Below are 16,969 nucleotides of genomic sequence, written 5' to 3'. Positions count from 1 at the left end.
TGCTCCTCCGTCTGTCCGGCCCCCGGGATCCGCCGGCGGCCAGTGCGGTCACCCGATTCGGAACGGCGCACGGGGTGTGTGCGGCATGGCCGGGCCGGGTGTGACAGGTGCCCCGGCGGACGGCCCTGCGCAACGAACGTTACCCACACCTCCCGCATGTGTGCGAAGGGTGCTTCACCTGCGGTTTTGCTTTGATTTCCTACTAATTGGCGTTCTCGCAGGCCACCGGGACAACCGCACGCTATCCCGTCGGCGGAATCTGCGTAAGAGGTCACGATTCGCTCTCCACCGGAGCAGGCGCCGCACCTTACCGGAAGCGGGCCTCTCAGGCAGGCGTTTCCGCAGGTGAAACCCCTCTAAGTGACGACGCCACCGGTCGGCGGTCAGCCGGGTTGATCTAGCATCGGCCGGGTGATCGGGAGCACGGCAATGGCGCGGCCCTCCGAGCAAACGCTGGACACGCTGCTGCGCCGATATGACGACGCCGGCGCCCCGCTCTCCTGCGAGCCGGTGGCCGAGGGGCTTCTCAATCGCGGTTACCAGCTGGCCACCACCCGTGGCCGGTTCTTCCTCAAGCACTACGTCGCTCCCGACACCGCTGATGCCGACACCATCGCCCGGCAGCACCGCGTCACCTTACGCCTGGGCGCGGCCGGCCTGCCCGCCCTCCCCCCGGTCGCGGACACGCAGGGCCGGACCGTCGCCGTCCTTGGCGGGCGTTGCTTCGCCCTGTATCCCTGGGTGGAGGGCCGGCACCGCAACGGGGCTCAGCTGACCGCCGCACAGTCGCGGCGGTTGGGGGCACTGCTCGGGCTCGTACACACCCGGCTGGAGCAGGTGCAGCCCCCGCCCGCCGGAAAGCGGCACCATGCGAGCGCCGACCCGGAGCAGACATACGCGCTCATTGAGGAGCTTTTGTCACTGGCCCGGGCGCGTCGGCCGCCCGAGGCCTTCGACCAGCTGGCCGAGCACCGGCTGCTGGAGCGCCGGGCGCTGCTGGACGTGCACGCCCACCGCCGGCCGCCGGACGCGGACGAGCCGGTCACCGGGTGGGTGCACGGCGACTTCCACCCGCTCAACCTGATCTACCACGAGGACGAGCCGGTCGCGATCGTCGACTGGGACCGGCTCGGCGTCGCACCCCGCGCCGAAGAGGCCGTCCGGGCTGCCGCGATCTTCTTCGTACAGCCGGCCGGGGCGCTGGACCTCGGCAAGGTGCGCCCCTACGCCCGCGCCTACCGCCAGGCGGCGGGCGCGGCGGCCGAGGAACTGGCCGCCGCGGTGCACAGGGTGTGGTGGGAGCGGCTCAATGACTTCTGGATGCTCCAGTGGCGCTACCAGCAGCGCGACCGGCGCGCCGATCCGCTCTTTCCGGCGGCTTCGGCGCTTGCGGTGTGGTGGACGCGCGAGTACGAGGCGGTGCTGAGCGCCTTCACCGAGTAGGTCCCGGTTGAGGACGCCCTACGGAGGCGGAGGGCCGCCCACCGTCGGGCCCGAGCTGCCGGCGGTCGGGCCGCCGGTGGTCGGCGTGGTGGCGGGCGTGGTGGCGGGCGTGCTCGGGGACTCGGTGGGCGCCGTGGTCGTCGGCTGGGCCGTGCTGGGCTGCACGCTCGGGGTCGGCGAGAGGGAGGCGGTGGGCCGGGTGTGGGTGGGCTTCGAGGACGGGGTGGTTACCGTGCCGGTGGTGTCCTGGGTGCTGGTGGAGGTGTCCTGGGTCTGTTGGTCGGTACTGGTGACGGCGGGCTGCGACTGGGTGGGCGTCGGGGAGGTACTGGTCTTCGTGCCGCCCCCGCCGCTGGTCCCGTGGACCGCCAGCCAGATGCCGAGCGAGACCGCGAGTGCCGCCGCGATCATGAAGAGCACCGGCTTGAGCCAGCGGTTGCCGCCACCGCCGCGGCGCGGCGGCCGGGTGTCGTAGCCGACGCCGCCGTCGTCGCGGCCGCCGGGCGGGCCGAGCAGCAGCGGGGCGCCGAACTCGGCGGTGGCTTCGGGGTGCCCCTGGGTGCTCTGCCCGGGGACGCCCATGACCGAGGTAGGGGCAGTGCCGGAGTGCTGGGGCACATAGCCGGTGTCCCAGGCGCCGGTGTAGCCGCCGCGCTCGCGGAGCATGCCCAGGGCGTACTGGACGAGGCCGCGCATCTCCTCGGCGCTCTGGAAGCGGTCGTCGGGGTGCTTGGCGAGGGAGTGCATGACAAGGCCGTCGAGCTCGGGCGGTACCCGGTCACTGATCTCGGAGGGGGGCCGGGGTTCGTCCTGGACGTGCTGGTAGACGACCGAGAGCGGGGTCTCGCCGATGAACGGCGGCCGCAGCGCCAGCAGCTCGTAGAGCAGGCAGCCGGTGGCGTAGAGGTCAGAGCGGTGGTCGACAGCCTTGCCGAGCGCCTGCTCCGGTGACAGGTACTGCGGCGTGCCCATGACCATGCCGGTCTGGGTCATGGTGCTCTGCGCGCCGTGCAGGGCGCGGGCGATACCGAAGTCCATGACCTTGACGGCGCCGGTGTTGGTGATGATCACGTTGGCCGGCTTGATGTCACGGTGCACGATGCCGTGCGCGTGGCTGTACGCGAGTGCTTCGAGCACGCCGGAGACAATGATCAGCGCCTGCTCGACGGGCGGCGGCTCATCGGAATCGACCAGCAACTCACGGATGGTCCGGCCCTCGACCAGCTCCATCACGATGTACGGGACGGCACCGGTCGCAGTGACGTCCTCGCCGGAGTCGTAGACCGCCACGACGGCGTGATGGTTCAGGCCTGCGACGGACTGTGCCTCGCGGGTGAAGCGGGCCTTGGAAACCGGGTCCTCGGCGAGATCGCCGCGGAGCAGCTTCACCGCCACGAGGCGCCCGAGGCGCACATCCTCGGCGGCGAACACCTCGGCCATGCCGCCCCGGCCTAGCCGCCCGGTGAGCCGGTAACGGCCGTCGCCGACCAGGCCGCCCGCGCCCCACAGTTCGGGCGAGTCGGGCACCCCGGATCCGGCTGCGGAGGGCTCGTTCGGGCCCCCGGCGGCTGTCGTCTGTGCCATCAGTCCTCGCCGTCGATGTCGACTCTTACTTGCCCTACAGGAACCGTCTGATCCGCAACGCTACCGCGTATCTCTGTGTTGGTGACGTGACGGACCGGACATCGGATACCGCTGGAGGCTGCGTTCGCAAATTGTGAGGCCTTTCTTCCGCATCCGGTTACGAACAGGGCAACGCGCTTGACCTGTCATAGTGCTAGGGCAGACTTGGCAGGCAAGCGTCACCCAGGCAGTGGCCCGGGGATCGAGCGTCCTGTGAGCGCAGGGGGAAAAGGTACTGATGAGCGGGGCAGGCGCGCGAAGCGACTACTCGGGGCGCTCGGTCGGAGGCGGTCGCTACCAATTGCGCGATCTCCTGGGCCAGGGTGGCATGGCCGCAGTGCACCTCGCACACGACACCGTGCTGGACCGCGCGGTGGCCGTCAAGACCCTGCACTCGGATCTTGGCCGGGAACAGTCATTCCGCGAGCGGTTCCGGCGCGAGGCGCAGGCCGTCGCCAAGCTGAATCACACCAATATAGTCTCGGTCTTCGACTCCGGCGAGGACACCACCGACGGCATCCTGGTGCCGTACATCGTGATGGAGTACGTCGAGGGCAAGCCGCTGCGCACCGTACTCGACGAGGATGTCGCGCAGTTCGGCGCGATGCCGACCGAGAAGGCGCTGAAGATCACCGGGGATGTGCTGGCGGCGCTGGCCGAGAGCCACAGCGTGGGCCTGGTGCACCGGGACATCAAGCCGGGCAATGTGATGCTGAACAAACGCGGTGTGGTCAAGGTGATGGACTTCGGCATCGCCCGGGCCATGCAGTCCGGCGTCAGCTCCATGACACAGACAGGCATGGTGGTCGGCACTCCGCAATACCTGTCGCCGGAGCAGGCGCTCGGGCGGGGGGTGGATGAGCGCTCGGACCTGTATTCGGTGGGCTGCATGCTCTTCGAGCTGCTGACCGGGCGGCTGCCGTTCGACGGAGACTCACCGCTGGCCGTTGCCTACCAGCACGTCCAGGAGGCGCCCCCGGCACCGTCGGAGTTCAACCGGGCGGTGCTGCCGGCGCTGGACGCGCTGGTCGCACGGTCGCTGAAGAAGAACCCCCAGGAACGCTTCCCGACGGCCGACGTGATGCGGGACGAGGCGGAGCGGGTCGCCGGCGCCTCCCGGGGCGCGGCGACACCGCTGATCATCGGCGAGGGGCCACGGGTGCACGGACGCGGGGAGCGGCGCGGGGAGGAAGTCTCCTCTGCGGTCTTTCCGCAGGTGAGGGCCGATCTGCACACCCCGCCGGCGAATGTGCGGACGCCGTACCAGCCGCTCGCGCCACTACCCATGCAGGCGCCCCTCGCGCAGCCGCACATGCAGCAGCCCGTGCAACAGGGCTTCCAGCAGCCCGGTTATGGCCGCCCCACCCCACCGCCCGGCCCGGCCTCCGGCTATCCGCGGCAGCCCGCGGCCCAGCATCCGGCCCAGCGCCCCCCGGCAGCCCCGCCGTACAGCATGCGGCCGACCCCGCCCCCGCAGCAGGGCCCCCGCAAGAGCAGCGGCGGCAGGACAGCGGCGGTCGTCATCGGCGCGTTGGCGGGGACGGTCGTCGTCAGTATCGTCGCCCTCGTGGTCATCGGCCACCTCACCGAGAGCGATTACGCCGGGAGCAGCGTCACCGTCGACAACGGCAGCGGCAGGACGTCAGGCACCACCACTTCCAGGGCGACGGCGACCACGGCCGACCGGGGCGTCAGTAAGAGCACCCGCAGCCGCACCATCGACGCCTCGCGCTGCGCTCAGGCGGCACACCCCTCCAGCAGCTCGGACCCGGAGGCTGTGATCATGCCGGACTTCTACGCCAAGTACGTCGGCTCGGTGGAGAACTGCATGGCCAAGGCAGGCTGGGAGTACAGGCTCAAGTACAAGAACGAGTCGCTCCACGGAAAGGGCTCGGTCGTCGGCCAGAGTCCCGGGAGCCGGGGCAGCTACAGCCCCAAGAGGGACGGCAGGATCACCATCTGGGTGTCCACCGGCAAAGCGAGCTGAAAAAGCGCGCACAAGAAAAGGCGCACAAGAAGAGACGCACAAGAAGAGGGGCCCCGGCGCGATCCGGGCCCCCTTCTCTTCTGCCTGCTTCTCCCTGCAGCCCCGCAGGGCCTACAGGTACGGACCCGAACGAGCCCCGGGGTTGCCCCCCTCCCCGTCCTCCTCATGGCCCCCGACGCCGGGCGGCAGCGCCCGCCGCATCTGCTCCAGCTGAGCCCGGGCGGCCATCTGCTGGGCGAAGAGCGCCGTCTGGATGCCATGGAAGAGGCCTTCCAACCAGCCGACCAACTGCGCCTGAGCGATGCGGAGTTCGGCCTCACTCGGAATCGTCTCATCGGTGAACGGAAGCGAGAGCCGCTCCAGTTCCTCGACCAGCTCCGGCGCGAGGCCCTGCTCCAGCTCCTTGACGGAGCTGGCATGGATCTCCTTCAGCCGCACCCGGCTCGCCTCGTCGAGAGGCGCCATCCGGACTTCCTCGAGGAGCTGCTTGATCATGCTGCCGATCCGCATGACCTTCGCCGGCTGTTCGACCATTTCCGTCACCGGAACCTCGCGTTGCTCATTGCCACCGCCAGGAATGGTGCCGCCGAGGGACATCCCGTCGGGGCCGACGACCAGCACCTGTGGGTTCTCCTGCGACCGTTCGTTCATCGGCATCTCCATACCGCCATTGTCCCGCACCGGCGAATCCCCACATCTTGTGCCCCCTCTTCCGGCCGCCTACCCCACCGCGCGACGCGCCATCGCCGTACGTGACCTGGTCACGAGCGCCGCGAGCAGCGCCGCCCCCAGAGGCACGACGAACAGCAGCGCCGCCAGCGTCCCCCAGGGCAGCACGATCGGGACGTGCGGCAGCTCCGGGGTGACTCCGTCCGCGAGGGCCTGGCGGTAGTACTTCATCCGCAAGTACTGCTCGGACTTCCGCAGCCCTATCGCGGGCACGACACCGGCCGCCGAACCCAGCAGCACCCCCATCGCGGCCACCACGCCGCACTGGAAGCCCGAGAGTGTACGGCGCACCCGGGGAGCCGCGCCAACAGCCGCGAGGGTCTTCAGATCGGGCTCGGCGTCGGCCTGTGCGAGACCCGTGGCAATGGCGGCAGCACCGATGGTGACCAGCCCGGCGAAGATCGACAGCGCCAGCAGGAGCGAGCTGTTGCCGCTGACGTAACCACCCTCCACATATGTGCTGGCCTGCACGCCGAGGTCGGCGAGCGCGCCGTCCAGCTTCTGGCGCTCTGTGCTGCTCGGCAGCCGCTGAGTGCTGAAGATCGAGCCGTACGCGACGGTCCGCAGCCCGGCCGCCTTCGCCGCGGCGGGCGGAATGACGGCATCGATGCCGTAGGACTTCGTGCCGGCCGCCGCGGAGTAGACGGGGAAGGACTTCTTCGGCCCGGTCAGCTCCTTGCCCGCCGGCGGCACGACGCTGTTGTCGGGGATCAGTTCCAGGGTGATCCGGCCGCCCTGGACCTTCCGCTTGTCGAAGGAGATCACCTCACCGCGCGCGAGCGCGGCTTCGGCGGCCGGGTCCTTGATTCCGAGCCCCCTGAGGACGCCGTCACCACCGACCAGCACACCGGAGTCGGTGCGGATGGACGAGGGACCGGAACCAGCACCGCCGGCGCAACGCCAGTCCTTACGCCACTTGCGTGTCTCCGCCTCGGTGAACTGGCCGGAACCGTCCAGTGGGCACTTGTTGGCTTTCGGGGTGACCGGATTCGCGATGCCGCAGCCCGGGTTGGACTCCCAGACGTCGCACGTCTTCTTGCCGACGACGATACGGGCCAGATCCGCCCGGGCGGTGACCGGAAAATCCTTTTCGACGGCGGACCGCACTCGCCCCAGCTCACGGATACCGTCAACGCCGACGGTGACCGAAACCGCCCCATAAGGCATCGATGCGGTGTATCCGTCGCGGGCCTCCTGGTCGCTGCTGGACTGGTACGTCGCCACCGCCACCGAACCCGCAACCGCCGCCAGCACGGCGGCCACCGCGGGCGCCGTGCGGCCCCGGTTGCGTACCGCGTCACGCAGCGCGAGCCGGGGGGAGAGCGGCAGCCACTTGCCCACCCGGCCGAACAGGCCGACCAGGGCCGGGGTGAGCGCGACCACGCCCAGCTCGGCGATCGCCGAACCGCCCGCCACCGCGTAGCGGTTGTCCGTCACCGCCGAACCGAAGACACCGATGCCGACGCCCAGGGCGACCGCCACCAGCCCGAGAACCGGCAGCACACGACTGCTCCGGCGGACCCCACGACGGCCGGTGAGCGAGGCCAGCACGCTCTCCCGGGAGGCGACGACCGCCGGGACGACCGCCGCGAGCAGGCCGGTGACCACGGCAAGCAGCGCTATGCCGGCCAGTTCCAGCGGACGCGCCTCGAAGCCGCCGAAGCGCTGGCCCGCGAACTCCTCCAGCCACGGCCGCAGGGCAAGGGCCAGCGCCAGCCCCAGCGCGGTGCCTGTCACAGCGGCCACCGCACCGATCACCAGGCCGCCGGAGAGCACAATCGCCCGTATATGGCGCCGGTCGCCGCCATTGGCACCGACCAGGCCGAGCTGGCGACGCGAACGGCGCGCGCCAACGGCGAAGGCGGGCCCGGCGAGCAGGCAGATCTCCAGCATCGCCAGGCCGCCGACCGTCGCCGCGGCGCCGAGGAGCTGCGTGTTGCTGGAGGTGTAACTCGTGGCTTGGGTGGGGTTCTTGACGTACAGCGGCACCTCCGAGTTGGCCGGCGGGTGCAGCTTCACCTGCCGAGAGGTGACGAAGACGCCTTTGGTGTTGGCCGCTTCGACCATCTTCCAGCTGAAGCCTCCCCGGACCTGGACCAGATACGACGCCGAGGCCTCCGGCGCGGATCTGCCGGCCCGGGCCAGCGCCTCGGAGAGCGGTGCCAGGAAGGCCCCGGGCCGGGCATTGAGCTGCGCTTGCTTCAGTTCGCTGGGCAGCTCGTACTCGCCGATGATGGTGTACTGCCTGTCCATATTGCGGACGGTGAGCCGGGACCCGACATGCAGGCCGCTCTGCTCCAGGAAGTACGTGGTAGCCGCGACCTCGTCGTCCCCGGCCGGGAAGCGGCCGTGCTTCAGGGTCATGATGCCCTGGGCCATCGGGTCGGCCGCCTTCAGCTCCCGCACGTCCACGTCGAGCAGGCCGTGCTCGGTGTTGACCTTGGCACTACCGCTGTCGTCCTTCAGCCACTTCGCGCCGGCCGGGAGCGCGGCCGCGATGTCAGTGGGCTTGCCCGTCCACGGAGCCTTGTCGTCCACCGACACGTACTGGTTGTCGTCCAGTCCCTGGTAGATGGGCCCGCCGCCGCCGTCCGCCAGACGGGCATCGGCCGCCCCCAGCTGCCGCGTCAGATTCTCGTTGGTACTCAGATGCGAGCTGCGGAGCGTGATGTCCACCGCGCTCACGCCCATGATGGGCAGCGCGATCATCGCCAGGACCAGCGAGCTGCGCCCCTTGAAACGCCACGCGTCGCGCCGGGCGATACGTATCGACGCCCGCCAGCCGTTGGGATACGCACTCACCGCTCCACCCCGCCCGACAGCAGTGACTCGGCCTGCGAGCGCAGCGTCATGTCCGTGACCGCTCCGTCCCGCAGGAACACCACCCGGTCCGCCCACGCCGCGAACCGCGGCTCGTGCGTCACCAGCACCCCTGCCGCCCCCGCGTCGCACCGGGCCCGCAGCAGCGCCAGCACCGACTCCCCGGTCTCGGAGTCCAGCGCCCCGGTCGGCTCGTCCGCCAGCACCAGCCGGCGGTCGCCGACCAGCGCGCGGGCTATCGCGACCCGCTGCTGCTGGCCGCCCGACATCTCGTCCGGGAACCGGTCAGCGAGATGCCCCAGTGCCATCTCCTCCAGCGCCGCCACCGCTTCCCGCCGCGCCTTCCGTGCGGACGTACCGTCCAGTTCCCGGGGCAGCGCCACGTTCTCGGCCGCGGTCAGTGCCGGGATGAGGTTGTAGTCCTGGAATACGTAGCCGATGCTCCGCCGCCGCAGCGCGGCCATCTGCTTACGGGTGGCGGTCGTGATGTCCGTGCCCTCCACCAGCACCCGCCCCGACGTCGGAACGTCCAGGCCACCGGCGATGGTCAGCAAGGTGGACTTCCCGGAACCGGACGGCCCCATCACGGCCACCAGCTCACCGGGATGGACATCGAGGTCTATGCCGCGCAGGGCGTGCACCTCCGTCGCGCCGCTCCCGTGAACCCTGGTCAGCCCCTGCAACTGCAGTACGGGGTCACTCATCGCTCAAATCCCCCTTAAGCATGTCTACCGACGTATCGAATGTTTGTCGGACGCCGGATCCTGGTCACGATCCGGCACAAGTGATTCCGCGAGGCGGGCCAGCCGGGCCTCACAGTGGTCGAGCCAGCGGGCCTCCGCCTCCGCAGAGAAGATCAACTGCTCCAGCACCAGCAGCCACGCCACCTCGTCCCGGGTCACCGGGCCCTTGTCCAAGGCCTGGGCCTTGAGCCGTGTGTAGTCCTGCATCGCCTTGATCGTGTGCATCCGCTGGGCCTGGATCACCGCCCGGATATCCACATCCGGCGAGCCGACCGCCATCGCCAGCTTTATCGCCAGCTCGTCCCTGGGCGGACTGGCCCGGTCCACGGGCGTCGCGAACCACTCACGCAGCTCTGCGCGCCCGTCATCCGTGATGGCGTACACCGCGTGGCCGCCGTCGTCCTCGCCCGCCGGTGCGACGAGTCCGTCGCGCTCCAGCCGGGCGAGCGTTGTGTACACCTGGCCGACATTCAGCGGCCAGGTCGAACCGGTGCGTGACTCGAACTCCGTCCGCAATTGGTAGCCGTAGCGGGGACCTCGGTCTAGGAGGGCCAGCAGCCCGTGGCGGATCGACATACCAAGTATGTATACCCAGTATGCTGGCTCTCAGCAAACGCCCTGCTTAAGCGCTCACGCCGCCCTCACGCCGCGCTCATCCACGCCGGATCCGCCACCCCGCGAACCCCAGCCCCAACCCCACCAACACCAACCCCGCCCCCAGGGGCAACACATCCAGCCCCCTTCCCGCGCCGCCCTCCTCCTCCCCGACCGCCGGGCCCACCGGCGCCTCCTTGTCCGGCAATACCGGGCCCCCGGCGGGCACCGGGTCCCCCTGCTCCCGCTCCGGTTCCTGCCCCCGCCCCGGATGCGCCCGCCCCGCCCCCGCCCCGCCCCCGGCCATCCCCGCCCCCGGCGACGCCTCCGCCGTCCCGCCGAGCAGCACCACGGCCACCCCCGCGGCCGCGACCCATCGCCTCTGCATACATCCAGCGTCACACGGGGCGACACATCCGGCACGGTGAGCGACAGTCCCGAGTTGGCGAGGATCAGTGCGGGTGACCACGCGGCGGCAGCCGCAAATCGACCGCAGCGCCGCCCGCGGCCCACCCCGGCCCGGTCACACAGCCAGAACAACCTTCCCAAAGTGCCCGCTCTCCTCCACAACCCGGTGAGCCTGCGCAGCATCACGCAAAGGCAACACCCGGTCCACAACCGGCCGCACCGCCCCCGCCTCGACCAACGGCCACACATGCTCACGCACGGCCGCCAGAATCGCCGCCTTCTCCTCCACCGGGCGGCCCCGCAACGATGTCGCCGCGATCAGAGCACGCTTGGCAAGAAGCTTGCCGAGGTTCAGCTCGGCCTTGGCGCCGCCCTGCAGCCCAATGACGACGAGCCGCCCGTTAATGGCGAGCACCTCCACATTCCGCTCCAGATACTTCGCGCCGATGATGTCGAGCACGACATCCGCACCGGCACCGTCCGTCGCAGCCCGCACCGCCTCGACGAAATCCTCCTCGCGATAGTTGATCGCGATGTCCGCGCCCAGCTCACGGCACCGCGCCAGCTTCTCCGGCCCTCCCGCCGTAACGGCGACGCGCGCGCCGAACGCCTTGGCGAGCTGGGTCGCGAACGTACCGATGCCGCTGGCTCCGCCGTGCACAAGCAGCGTCTCGCCGGAGCGCAGGTGCGCGACGTCGAACACGTTCGACCACACCGTGGCGGCGACCTCGGGAAGCGCGGCCGCCGAGATGAGATCGACTCCCTTGGGCACCGGCAGCAGCTGCCCGGCCGGCACAACCACCCGTTCCGCGTAGCCGCCGCCGGCGAGCAGCGCGCAGACCTCGTCACCCACCGACCACCCGGTCACCCCGGGCCCAAGAGCCGCGATACGCCCGGAGCACTCGAGCCCCGGGTAGGGGGATGCTCCCGGCGGCGGGTCGTAGTACCCCTGCCGTTGCAGCAGATCCGCACGGTTGACGGCGGAAGCCGCCACGTCCACCAGGACCTCTCCCTCGCCGGGAACGGGATCGGGAACTTCGGCCCAGACCAGCGCTTCGGGGCCGCCGGGCTCGGAAATCGTGATCGCATACATACGGATGACGCTACTCGGGTCCACCACAGCCGGTGGTATCAGGCAGCGCGAGGAATCAACCGCCGTACGTCGTGGCCGTACGGCTACGGCCGTACGGCTACGGAAAGGTCCCGCCACTCCCCCAGGCCATGTCGAGCACCACGGTCTCGGCACCGGTGACCGCGCCGCCGGGCGGGATCACCGCCATACCGTCGGCGGCGGCGATACCGCGCAGCATGGCCGGCCCGTGGAAGCGCAAAGCGGTCACCGAAGGCCCTTCCCCGAGCACCACCGGCACAAGCCGCGTGTGGTTCGGATGCCCCGCCACATCCGCACCCAGCGGCGCCGCGTACGGGACCGGGTCCGAGCGTCCGCCAAGGGTACGGAGCAGGGGTGCGGCCAGGGTGAGCACGCCCGACACAGCGGCGAGAGGGTTGCCGGGCAGGCCCACCAGATGGCCGCCGCCCGGCAGCGCGGCCAGCAGCATGGGGTGCCCGGGGCGCACCGCGACACCGTCGACGAGCAGCTTGGCGCCGATCCGCTCCAGCACAGGGTGCACAAAGTCCACCGGGCCACCCGCCGTGCCGCCAGTGGTGACGACCACGTCGGCGGTGGACGCCTCGATCGCCTCGTACAGCACGTCGGCGTCGTCGACCAGCCGCCGGGTGGCCGTCACATCCGCGCCCAGCGCGCTCAGCCAGGGCGGCAGCAGCGGGCCCAGCGCGTCCCTGACCCGCCCGGCCCCGGGCAGGCCCTCGTCCAGCAGCTCATCGCCGAGTACGAGCACCTCGACCCGGGGCCGGGCGGTCACCAGCAGCTCGTCGTACCCCGCCGCAGCGGCAAGACCCAGCACCGCGGGGGTCACCAGAGCGCCTGCGGCAAGCAGCTCGTCCCCCTCCCGGCACTCCTGACCCCGGGGGCGCACATCCTGACCGGCCGGCGGCTCTCCATGTGTGGAAAACAGCAGCTCCCCGCCCTTGCCGGCCTCCGTACGGCCATGCTCCCGCCGAACCACCGCCATGGCCCCCGGCGGCAGCGCCGCCCCAGTCGCGATCCGGATCGCATGCCCCTGCGCCAGCGGCTCGCCCAGGTCGTGCCCCGCCAGCAACTGCCCCTTCAGCCGCCACGGCCCCGGCCCGGCCACGGCCCACCCGTCCATCGCCGACGTGTCGAACGAGGGCAAATCCGCGAGCGCCCGCACCGGCGCCGCCAGCGCATATCCCGCCGCCTCGGCCAACGGCCGGACGACGCCCGCCAACGGCCGTCCGGCCGTACGCGCGATTGTGCAAGCCTCCGCCCAGCCGACGTCATGCCCAGGCCCGTGCCCGTGCCCGTGCCCCGGACCATGCTCTTGTCCCCGCCCGGGATCAGGCCTCGGCCCCGGGTTCCTGGTGGCCGGGTGGGCGGTGTCGGGTGCCGCCGCAGGCGTGAGACGGGCAGCGGGCTGCCTGGTCATCCGGCCGGGGTCCCGCCCCCGCCCCCAGCGCCGGTGGCGGTATCAGGACCGGCGGAGTCCTGCGCCTCCTTGCCCCAGGCGACAGCGAGCGCCGCGGCCTTGCGAGAGGCATCCGCCACCGCCTCCGGACCGCCTCCGGCCAGCGCAGCCGCATAACCGACCAGGAAGGTGGTCAGCGGAGCGGCGGGGCGGGCGACGCCGTGCGCGGCGTCCCGAGCGAGGTCCAGCAGGACGGAGGTGTCGACATCGAGGTCGATACCGAGTTCGGCCTTGGCCGCTGCGATCCATTCATCCAACACGTGTCCATGCTCCCTGATCCGTGCCCGGGCCGCAGAAAGGTCGTCCCAGGTGTCGCAGTCGAAAGAGGCGCTGCCGGTCGGATCCGGCAGCCGGTACAGCGCCAGCTCGGCGGTGAGCAGCCGCAGCGGCAGGCCCGCCACGGTGCCGTGCTCGGTGGCGATCAGCGCGAGTCCGCGGCGCAGCGCGGCCGTGCGGTAGACGGCCGTGAGCGGCTGGTCCCGGCCGTCGGCATCGGTGAGCACGGCACCGTCGTGAGGCTCGCGCAGTACGGCACGCAGCGCCAGAGCCGTCGTACGGGTCAGAAACGGCAGGTCGGCCGCGAATACCAGCACCGTATCCGCCGTCACCTTCCGCAGCCCGGCCGCCAGCGCCGCCAGCGGCCCGCCGCCCGGCGGCTGCTCACGGGCCCATACGACGGGCCGTCCGATGGCCCGTCGTGGCCCCACGACCACTGTCACCGCAGCGCCCGCGCAGGCGTCAAGGACCCGCTCCACCATCGCCCGCCCTGCGACCGGCAGGCCCGGTTTGTCCGCCCCGCCGAGGCGCTTGGCGGCGCCGCCTGCCAGGACGACGGCGTCGTACGGCTCCGAAGTCATGCCCGGAGTATCGCCTACCCGCCGGCATTTCGGAGAGCGCCGCCGCCTCAGGCGGGGCCCTCTCACACCGCCCGGAGCAACATGGCCGGCTGCTCCACGCAGTCGGCGACGAAGCGCAGGAAGCCGCCCGCCGTGCCCCCGTCGCAGACCCGGTGGTCGAAGGTGAGTGACAGCTGGACGACCTGCCGGACGGCCAGCTCGCCCTGGTGCACCCAGGGTTTGGGGGCTATTCGGCCGAAGCCGAGCATCGCGGCCTCTGGGTGGTTGATGATCGGCGTCGAGCCGTCCACCCCGAAAACTCCGTAGTTGTTGAGGGTGAAGGTGCCACCGGTCAGCTCGGCCGGTTTGAGGCTGCCCGTCCGGGCGGCCTCGGTAAGCCGCCCGATCTCGGCCGACAGCCCATCCGTGGTCCGCGCGTGGGCGTCCCTTACCACCGGCACGACCAGCCCGCGTTCCGTCTGTGCCGCGAATCCCAGATGCACCGCCGGCAGCCGTACGATCTCGTTCCGCTCGCTGTCGACGGTCGAATTGAGCTCGGGGTACCGCGCCAGCGCCGCCGCGCAGATCCGCGCCAGGAGGGCGAGCACCGAGACCTTCGGCCCGGCCCCGGCGTTCATCGCGGCCCTCGCTGCCAGCAGGTCGGTCGCGTCGGCGTCCACCCAGCAGGTCGCGTCCGGGATCTCGCGCCGGCTGCGCGACAGCTTCGCTGCGACGGCGCCACGGACCCCGCGTAGCGGTATCCGTGCCCCGACGGCACCCGGCGCTCCGCCGGGCAGCCCGGCTGCGGCCCCGGCGCCGCCCGGCGCGGCCTGCTCCGTGTCTACGGGTCCGTCCACGGGTCCGGACTGCCCGGACCGCCTTGAGGGCACCCAGGGCGGGGCTGCCTCCGGTGCGAGGCCATCGAGTCGCACCTCTCGCGCCTCGTCCGCCGGATTCCGGTGGACCGTCGTCGAGGCGCGGCTGCTGTACGCCCACGCCGAGGCTTCGGCGACGGCACGCTCGACATCCGCGCGCAGGATGAGCCCCTCCGGACCTGTGCCGGCCAGCGTCCGCAGGTCGACGCCGTGTTCTCGTGCGATCCGCCGCACAAGCGGCGAGATGACTGCCACGGGGCCGTCCCCGGCGCCCTCATGGCCGCCTTCCTGGCCGGCGGCTGCGGCAGGCATGGCGGAGACCTCCGGCCGCTGACGACCGGGCTCTGCCGGGTCATCCGGCGCGGGCATACCGGACTCTGCGCCGGACACCCCGCCGGACCGCACCGGCGGCCGCCGAGCCCCGGCCCCGGAACCCGGTCCGGCAGCCGCCGCAGCGCCTCCGGCCCGGTCCGGCCGGACCCGGCGCCGCCTGGCACCCGGCGCGGCCGTGCCGTAGCCGACCAGCACATTGCCCGAGCCCTCGGCCGCTGGACCCGCGACGCCCGGCCGCTCCTCGCCGGAGGCGGCCGGCTCCTGGGGCCCGACCGCGACGGTCAGCAGCGGGCGGCCGACCAGGATCTCCTCACCGGCGTCGCCGAAGAGCGCGGTGACGACACCGCCGTAGGGGCACGGGATCTCGACCACCGCCTTGGCGGTCTCGACCTCGACGACCGGCTGGTCGACGGCGACGACATCGCCTGTCTGCACCAGCCACCGCACGATCTCGGCCTCGGTGAGCCCTTCTCCCAAGTCCGGGAGGACGAATTCGCGGACTACGGCCATCACGGGCCCTCCTCCCACTGCAGCCGGGCGACGGCGTCGAGGATCCGGTCCACGCCGGGCAGATGGTGCCGCTCCAGCATGGGCGGCGGATAGGGGATGTCGAAGCCGGTGACCCGCAGGACCGGGGCCTCAAGATGGTGGAAGCAGCGCTCGGTGACCCTGGCCGCGATTTCCGCCCCGGCGCCGCCGAAGCCGCTCGCCTCGTGCACGACCAGGGCGCGCCCGGTGCGGCGTACGGACGCGGCGACCGTGTCGTCGTCGAAGGGCACAAGGCTGCGCAGGTCGACGACCTCAAGGTCCCAGCCCTCGGCGAGCGCCGCTTCGGCGGCCTCCAGACAGACGGGCAGGGACGGCCCATACGTGATGAGGGTGGCGGCTCGCCCGGTGCGCCGCACTACGGCGCGTCCTATGGGCGGCACAGCCTCGGGCGCGTCGGCGGCCCAGTCGGCTTTCGACCAGTAGAGCCGCTTCGGCTCCAGGAAGACGACGGGGTCGTCGGAGGCGATGGCGGCACGCAGCAGCCCATAGGCGTCGGCGACGGTCGCCGGGGTGACGACATGGAGGCCGGGGGTGTGCGTGTAATACGCCTCGGAGGAGTCGCTGTGGTGCTCGACACCGCCGATGCCGCCGCCGTAGGGGATTCGAACCACAATAGGCAGCGGCACCGCTCCCCGGGTGCGGTTGCGCATCCGGGAGACATGGCTGACGAGTTGTTCGAAGGCGGGATAGGCGAAGGCGTCGAACTGCATCTCGACGACCGGCCGCAGCCCGTACATCGCCATGCCGACCGCGGTGCCGAGGATGCCGGCCTCGGCGAGTGGGGTGTCCGTACAGCGGCTGTCGCCGAACTCCTGGGCGAGGCCGTCGGTGATGCGGAAGACACCGCCCAGCGTGCCGATGTCCTCGCCGAGCAGGTGGACGGCCGGATCGTCGGCGAGGGCGTCGCGCAACGCGCGGTTGAGCGCGTGCGCCATCGTGGCGGGTCTGCGCCCGGCTGCGACGGCGGTGCTCATTAGAGGACCATCCCTTCTGCAGCCCTCTTCGGTAGGGTTGTGACCTCTCGGTCCCGGTGGGTGCATGGCCAGTAGTGCGAGCCGTTCGACGGCCAGCATGAGTTCCGCCAGCCCCGCCGGACCGAGGCCGTCTGATCGGCTTCAGGGACACGCCCCGCAGAGGGCCGATTAATGAGCTCCCGGCAGACGTCCTCACCCCCGAGCAGGTGCTCCTTCAGAGCCACAGGAGTACGACCTTCGTGTTCGTCGGATGGGACTGGGCGACCGAGACCCATGACGTGACGGTCATGGACGAGACCGGCAAGCGCATCGACCGGTGGGAACTGGCCCAGACCGAGGAGGGGTTCGCCGCGACCCTGGCCAGGCTGCGCGTGATGTGGGCCTGCTGGCGCGACGGAACCTGCTACGACCCCGCCACCCACCAAGCCAACGGCAAGATCGACACGACCGCTGAGGCGCCCTTGGCGGCATAGAGGTCGACTCAGGAA

The 16,969-nt window shown here is 71.3% G+C and carries 14 protein-coding genes; 3 read left to right on the top strand and 11 right to left on the bottom strand.

Annotation, left to right across the window (positions count from 1 at the left end):
* Nucleotides 1-429: 429 nt before the first annotated feature.
* Entirely contained in the window at nucleotides 430-1,443 is a 1,014-nt protein-coding gene (locus FCI23_RS12040) for a phosphotransferase enzyme family protein (RefSeq protein WP_136723494.1), read from the top strand.
* Between the two features lie 18 nt (nucleotides 1,444-1,461).
* Here FCI23_RS12040 and FCI23_RS12035 read toward each other — a convergent pair whose 3' ends face one another.
* Entirely contained in the window at nucleotides 1,462-3,027 is a 1,566-nt protein-coding gene (locus FCI23_RS12035; protein WP_136723493.1) for a protein kinase domain-containing protein, read from the bottom strand.
* A gap of 277 nt (nucleotides 3,028-3,304) precedes the next feature.
* Between FCI23_RS12035 and FCI23_RS12030 the strand changes: the two genes are divergently transcribed.
* The gene (locus FCI23_RS12030) at nucleotides 3,305-5,053 is read left to right on the top strand and encodes a Stk1 family PASTA domain-containing Ser/Thr kinase (RefSeq protein ID WP_136723492.1); all 1,749 of its coding nucleotides are present in this window, start codon (nucleotides 3,305-3,307) and stop codon (nucleotides 5,051-5,053) included.
* Nucleotides 5,054-5,164: 111 nt separating this feature from the next.
* Here the strand turns inward: FCI23_RS12030 and FCI23_RS12025 are convergent, their stop codons facing one another.
* The 10 genes from FCI23_RS12025 to FCI23_RS11980 all read right to left on the bottom strand — a co-directional run bounded on the left by FCI23_RS12025 (nucleotide 5,165) and on the right by FCI23_RS11980 (nucleotide 16,481).
* Nucleotides 5,165-5,716 carry a bacterial proteasome activator family protein gene (locus FCI23_RS12025; RefSeq protein WP_136723491.1) on the bottom strand — a complete coding sequence of 184 codons (552 nt, stop codon included), beginning with the start codon at nucleotides 5,714-5,716 and terminating at the stop codon, nucleotides 5,165-5,167.
* Between the two features lie 57 nt (nucleotides 5,717-5,773).
* On the bottom strand, nucleotides 5,774-8,584 hold the full coding sequence (locus FCI23_RS12020) for an FtsX-like permease family protein (protein ID WP_136723490.1): 2,811 nt from the start codon (nucleotides 8,582-8,584) through the stop codon (nucleotides 5,774-5,776).
* The gene (locus tag FCI23_RS12015) at nucleotides 8,581-9,306 is read right to left on the bottom strand and encodes an ABC transporter ATP-binding protein (RefSeq protein ID WP_136723489.1); all 726 of its coding nucleotides are present in this window, start codon (nucleotides 9,304-9,306) and stop codon (nucleotides 8,581-8,583) included. The genes FCI23_RS12020 and FCI23_RS12015 overlap by 4 nt, the downstream gene beginning before the upstream one ends.
* Nucleotides 9,307-9,330: 24 nt before the next feature.
* Nucleotides 9,331-9,921, bottom strand: coding sequence for a PadR family transcriptional regulator (locus FCI23_RS12010; protein WP_136723488.1), 591 nt, complete (start codon nucleotides 9,919-9,921; stop codon nucleotides 9,331-9,333).
* Between the two features lie 76 nt (nucleotides 9,922-9,997).
* The gene (locus FCI23_RS12005; protein WP_169316758.1) at nucleotides 9,998-10,327 is read right to left on the bottom strand and encodes a hypothetical protein; all 330 of its coding nucleotides are present in this window, start codon (nucleotides 10,325-10,327) and stop codon (nucleotides 9,998-10,000) included.
* Nucleotides 10,328-10,462: 135 nt separating this feature from the next.
* A complete protein-coding gene (locus FCI23_RS12000) occupies nucleotides 10,463-11,440 on the bottom strand; it encodes an NAD(P)H-quinone oxidoreductase (RefSeq protein WP_136723487.1) in 978 nt (325 codons plus the stop codon).
* A 97-nt stretch (nucleotides 11,441-11,537) separates the two neighbouring features.
* A complete protein-coding gene (locus FCI23_RS11995) occupies nucleotides 11,538-12,875 on the bottom strand; it encodes a molybdopterin molybdotransferase MoeA (protein ID WP_136723486.1) in 1,338 nt (445 codons plus the stop codon).
* Complete coding sequence (locus FCI23_RS11990; RefSeq protein ID WP_136723485.1) at nucleotides 12,872-13,771, bottom strand: NTP transferase domain-containing protein; 900 nt, start codon at nucleotides 13,769-13,771, stop codon at nucleotides 12,872-12,874. The genes FCI23_RS11995 and FCI23_RS11990 overlap by 4 nt, the downstream gene beginning before the upstream one ends.
* Nucleotides 13,772-13,833: 62 nt before the next feature.
* A complete protein-coding gene (locus FCI23_RS11985; protein WP_136723484.1) occupies nucleotides 13,834-15,468 on the bottom strand; it encodes a dihydrolipoamide acetyltransferase family protein in 1,635 nt (544 codons plus the stop codon).
* Nucleotides 15,468-16,481 (bottom strand): alpha-ketoacid dehydrogenase subunit beta, encoded by a 1,014-nt coding sequence (locus FCI23_RS11980; RefSeq protein WP_136723483.1) that lies wholly within the window; start codon nucleotides 16,479-16,481, stop codon nucleotides 15,468-15,470. Before FCI23_RS11980 ends, FCI23_RS11985 begins: the two co-directional genes overlap by 1 nt.
* A 239-nt stretch (nucleotides 16,482-16,720) precedes the next feature.
* Between FCI23_RS11980 and FCI23_RS58200 the strand changes: the two genes are divergently transcribed.
* Nucleotides 16,721-16,954 (top strand): IS110 family transposase, encoded by a 234-nt coding sequence (locus FCI23_RS58200; protein WP_211265288.1) that lies wholly within the window; start codon nucleotides 16,721-16,723, stop codon nucleotides 16,952-16,954.
* Nucleotides 16,955-16,969: the final 15 nt, after the last annotated feature.

Source organism: Actinacidiphila oryziradicis (genome assembly GCF_005047355.1).
Taxonomy (GTDB): domain Bacteria; phylum Actinomycetota; class Actinomycetes; order Streptomycetales; family Streptomycetaceae; genus Actinacidiphila; species Actinacidiphila oryziradicis.
This window is presented reverse-complemented; position numbering and strand designations above follow the sequence as displayed.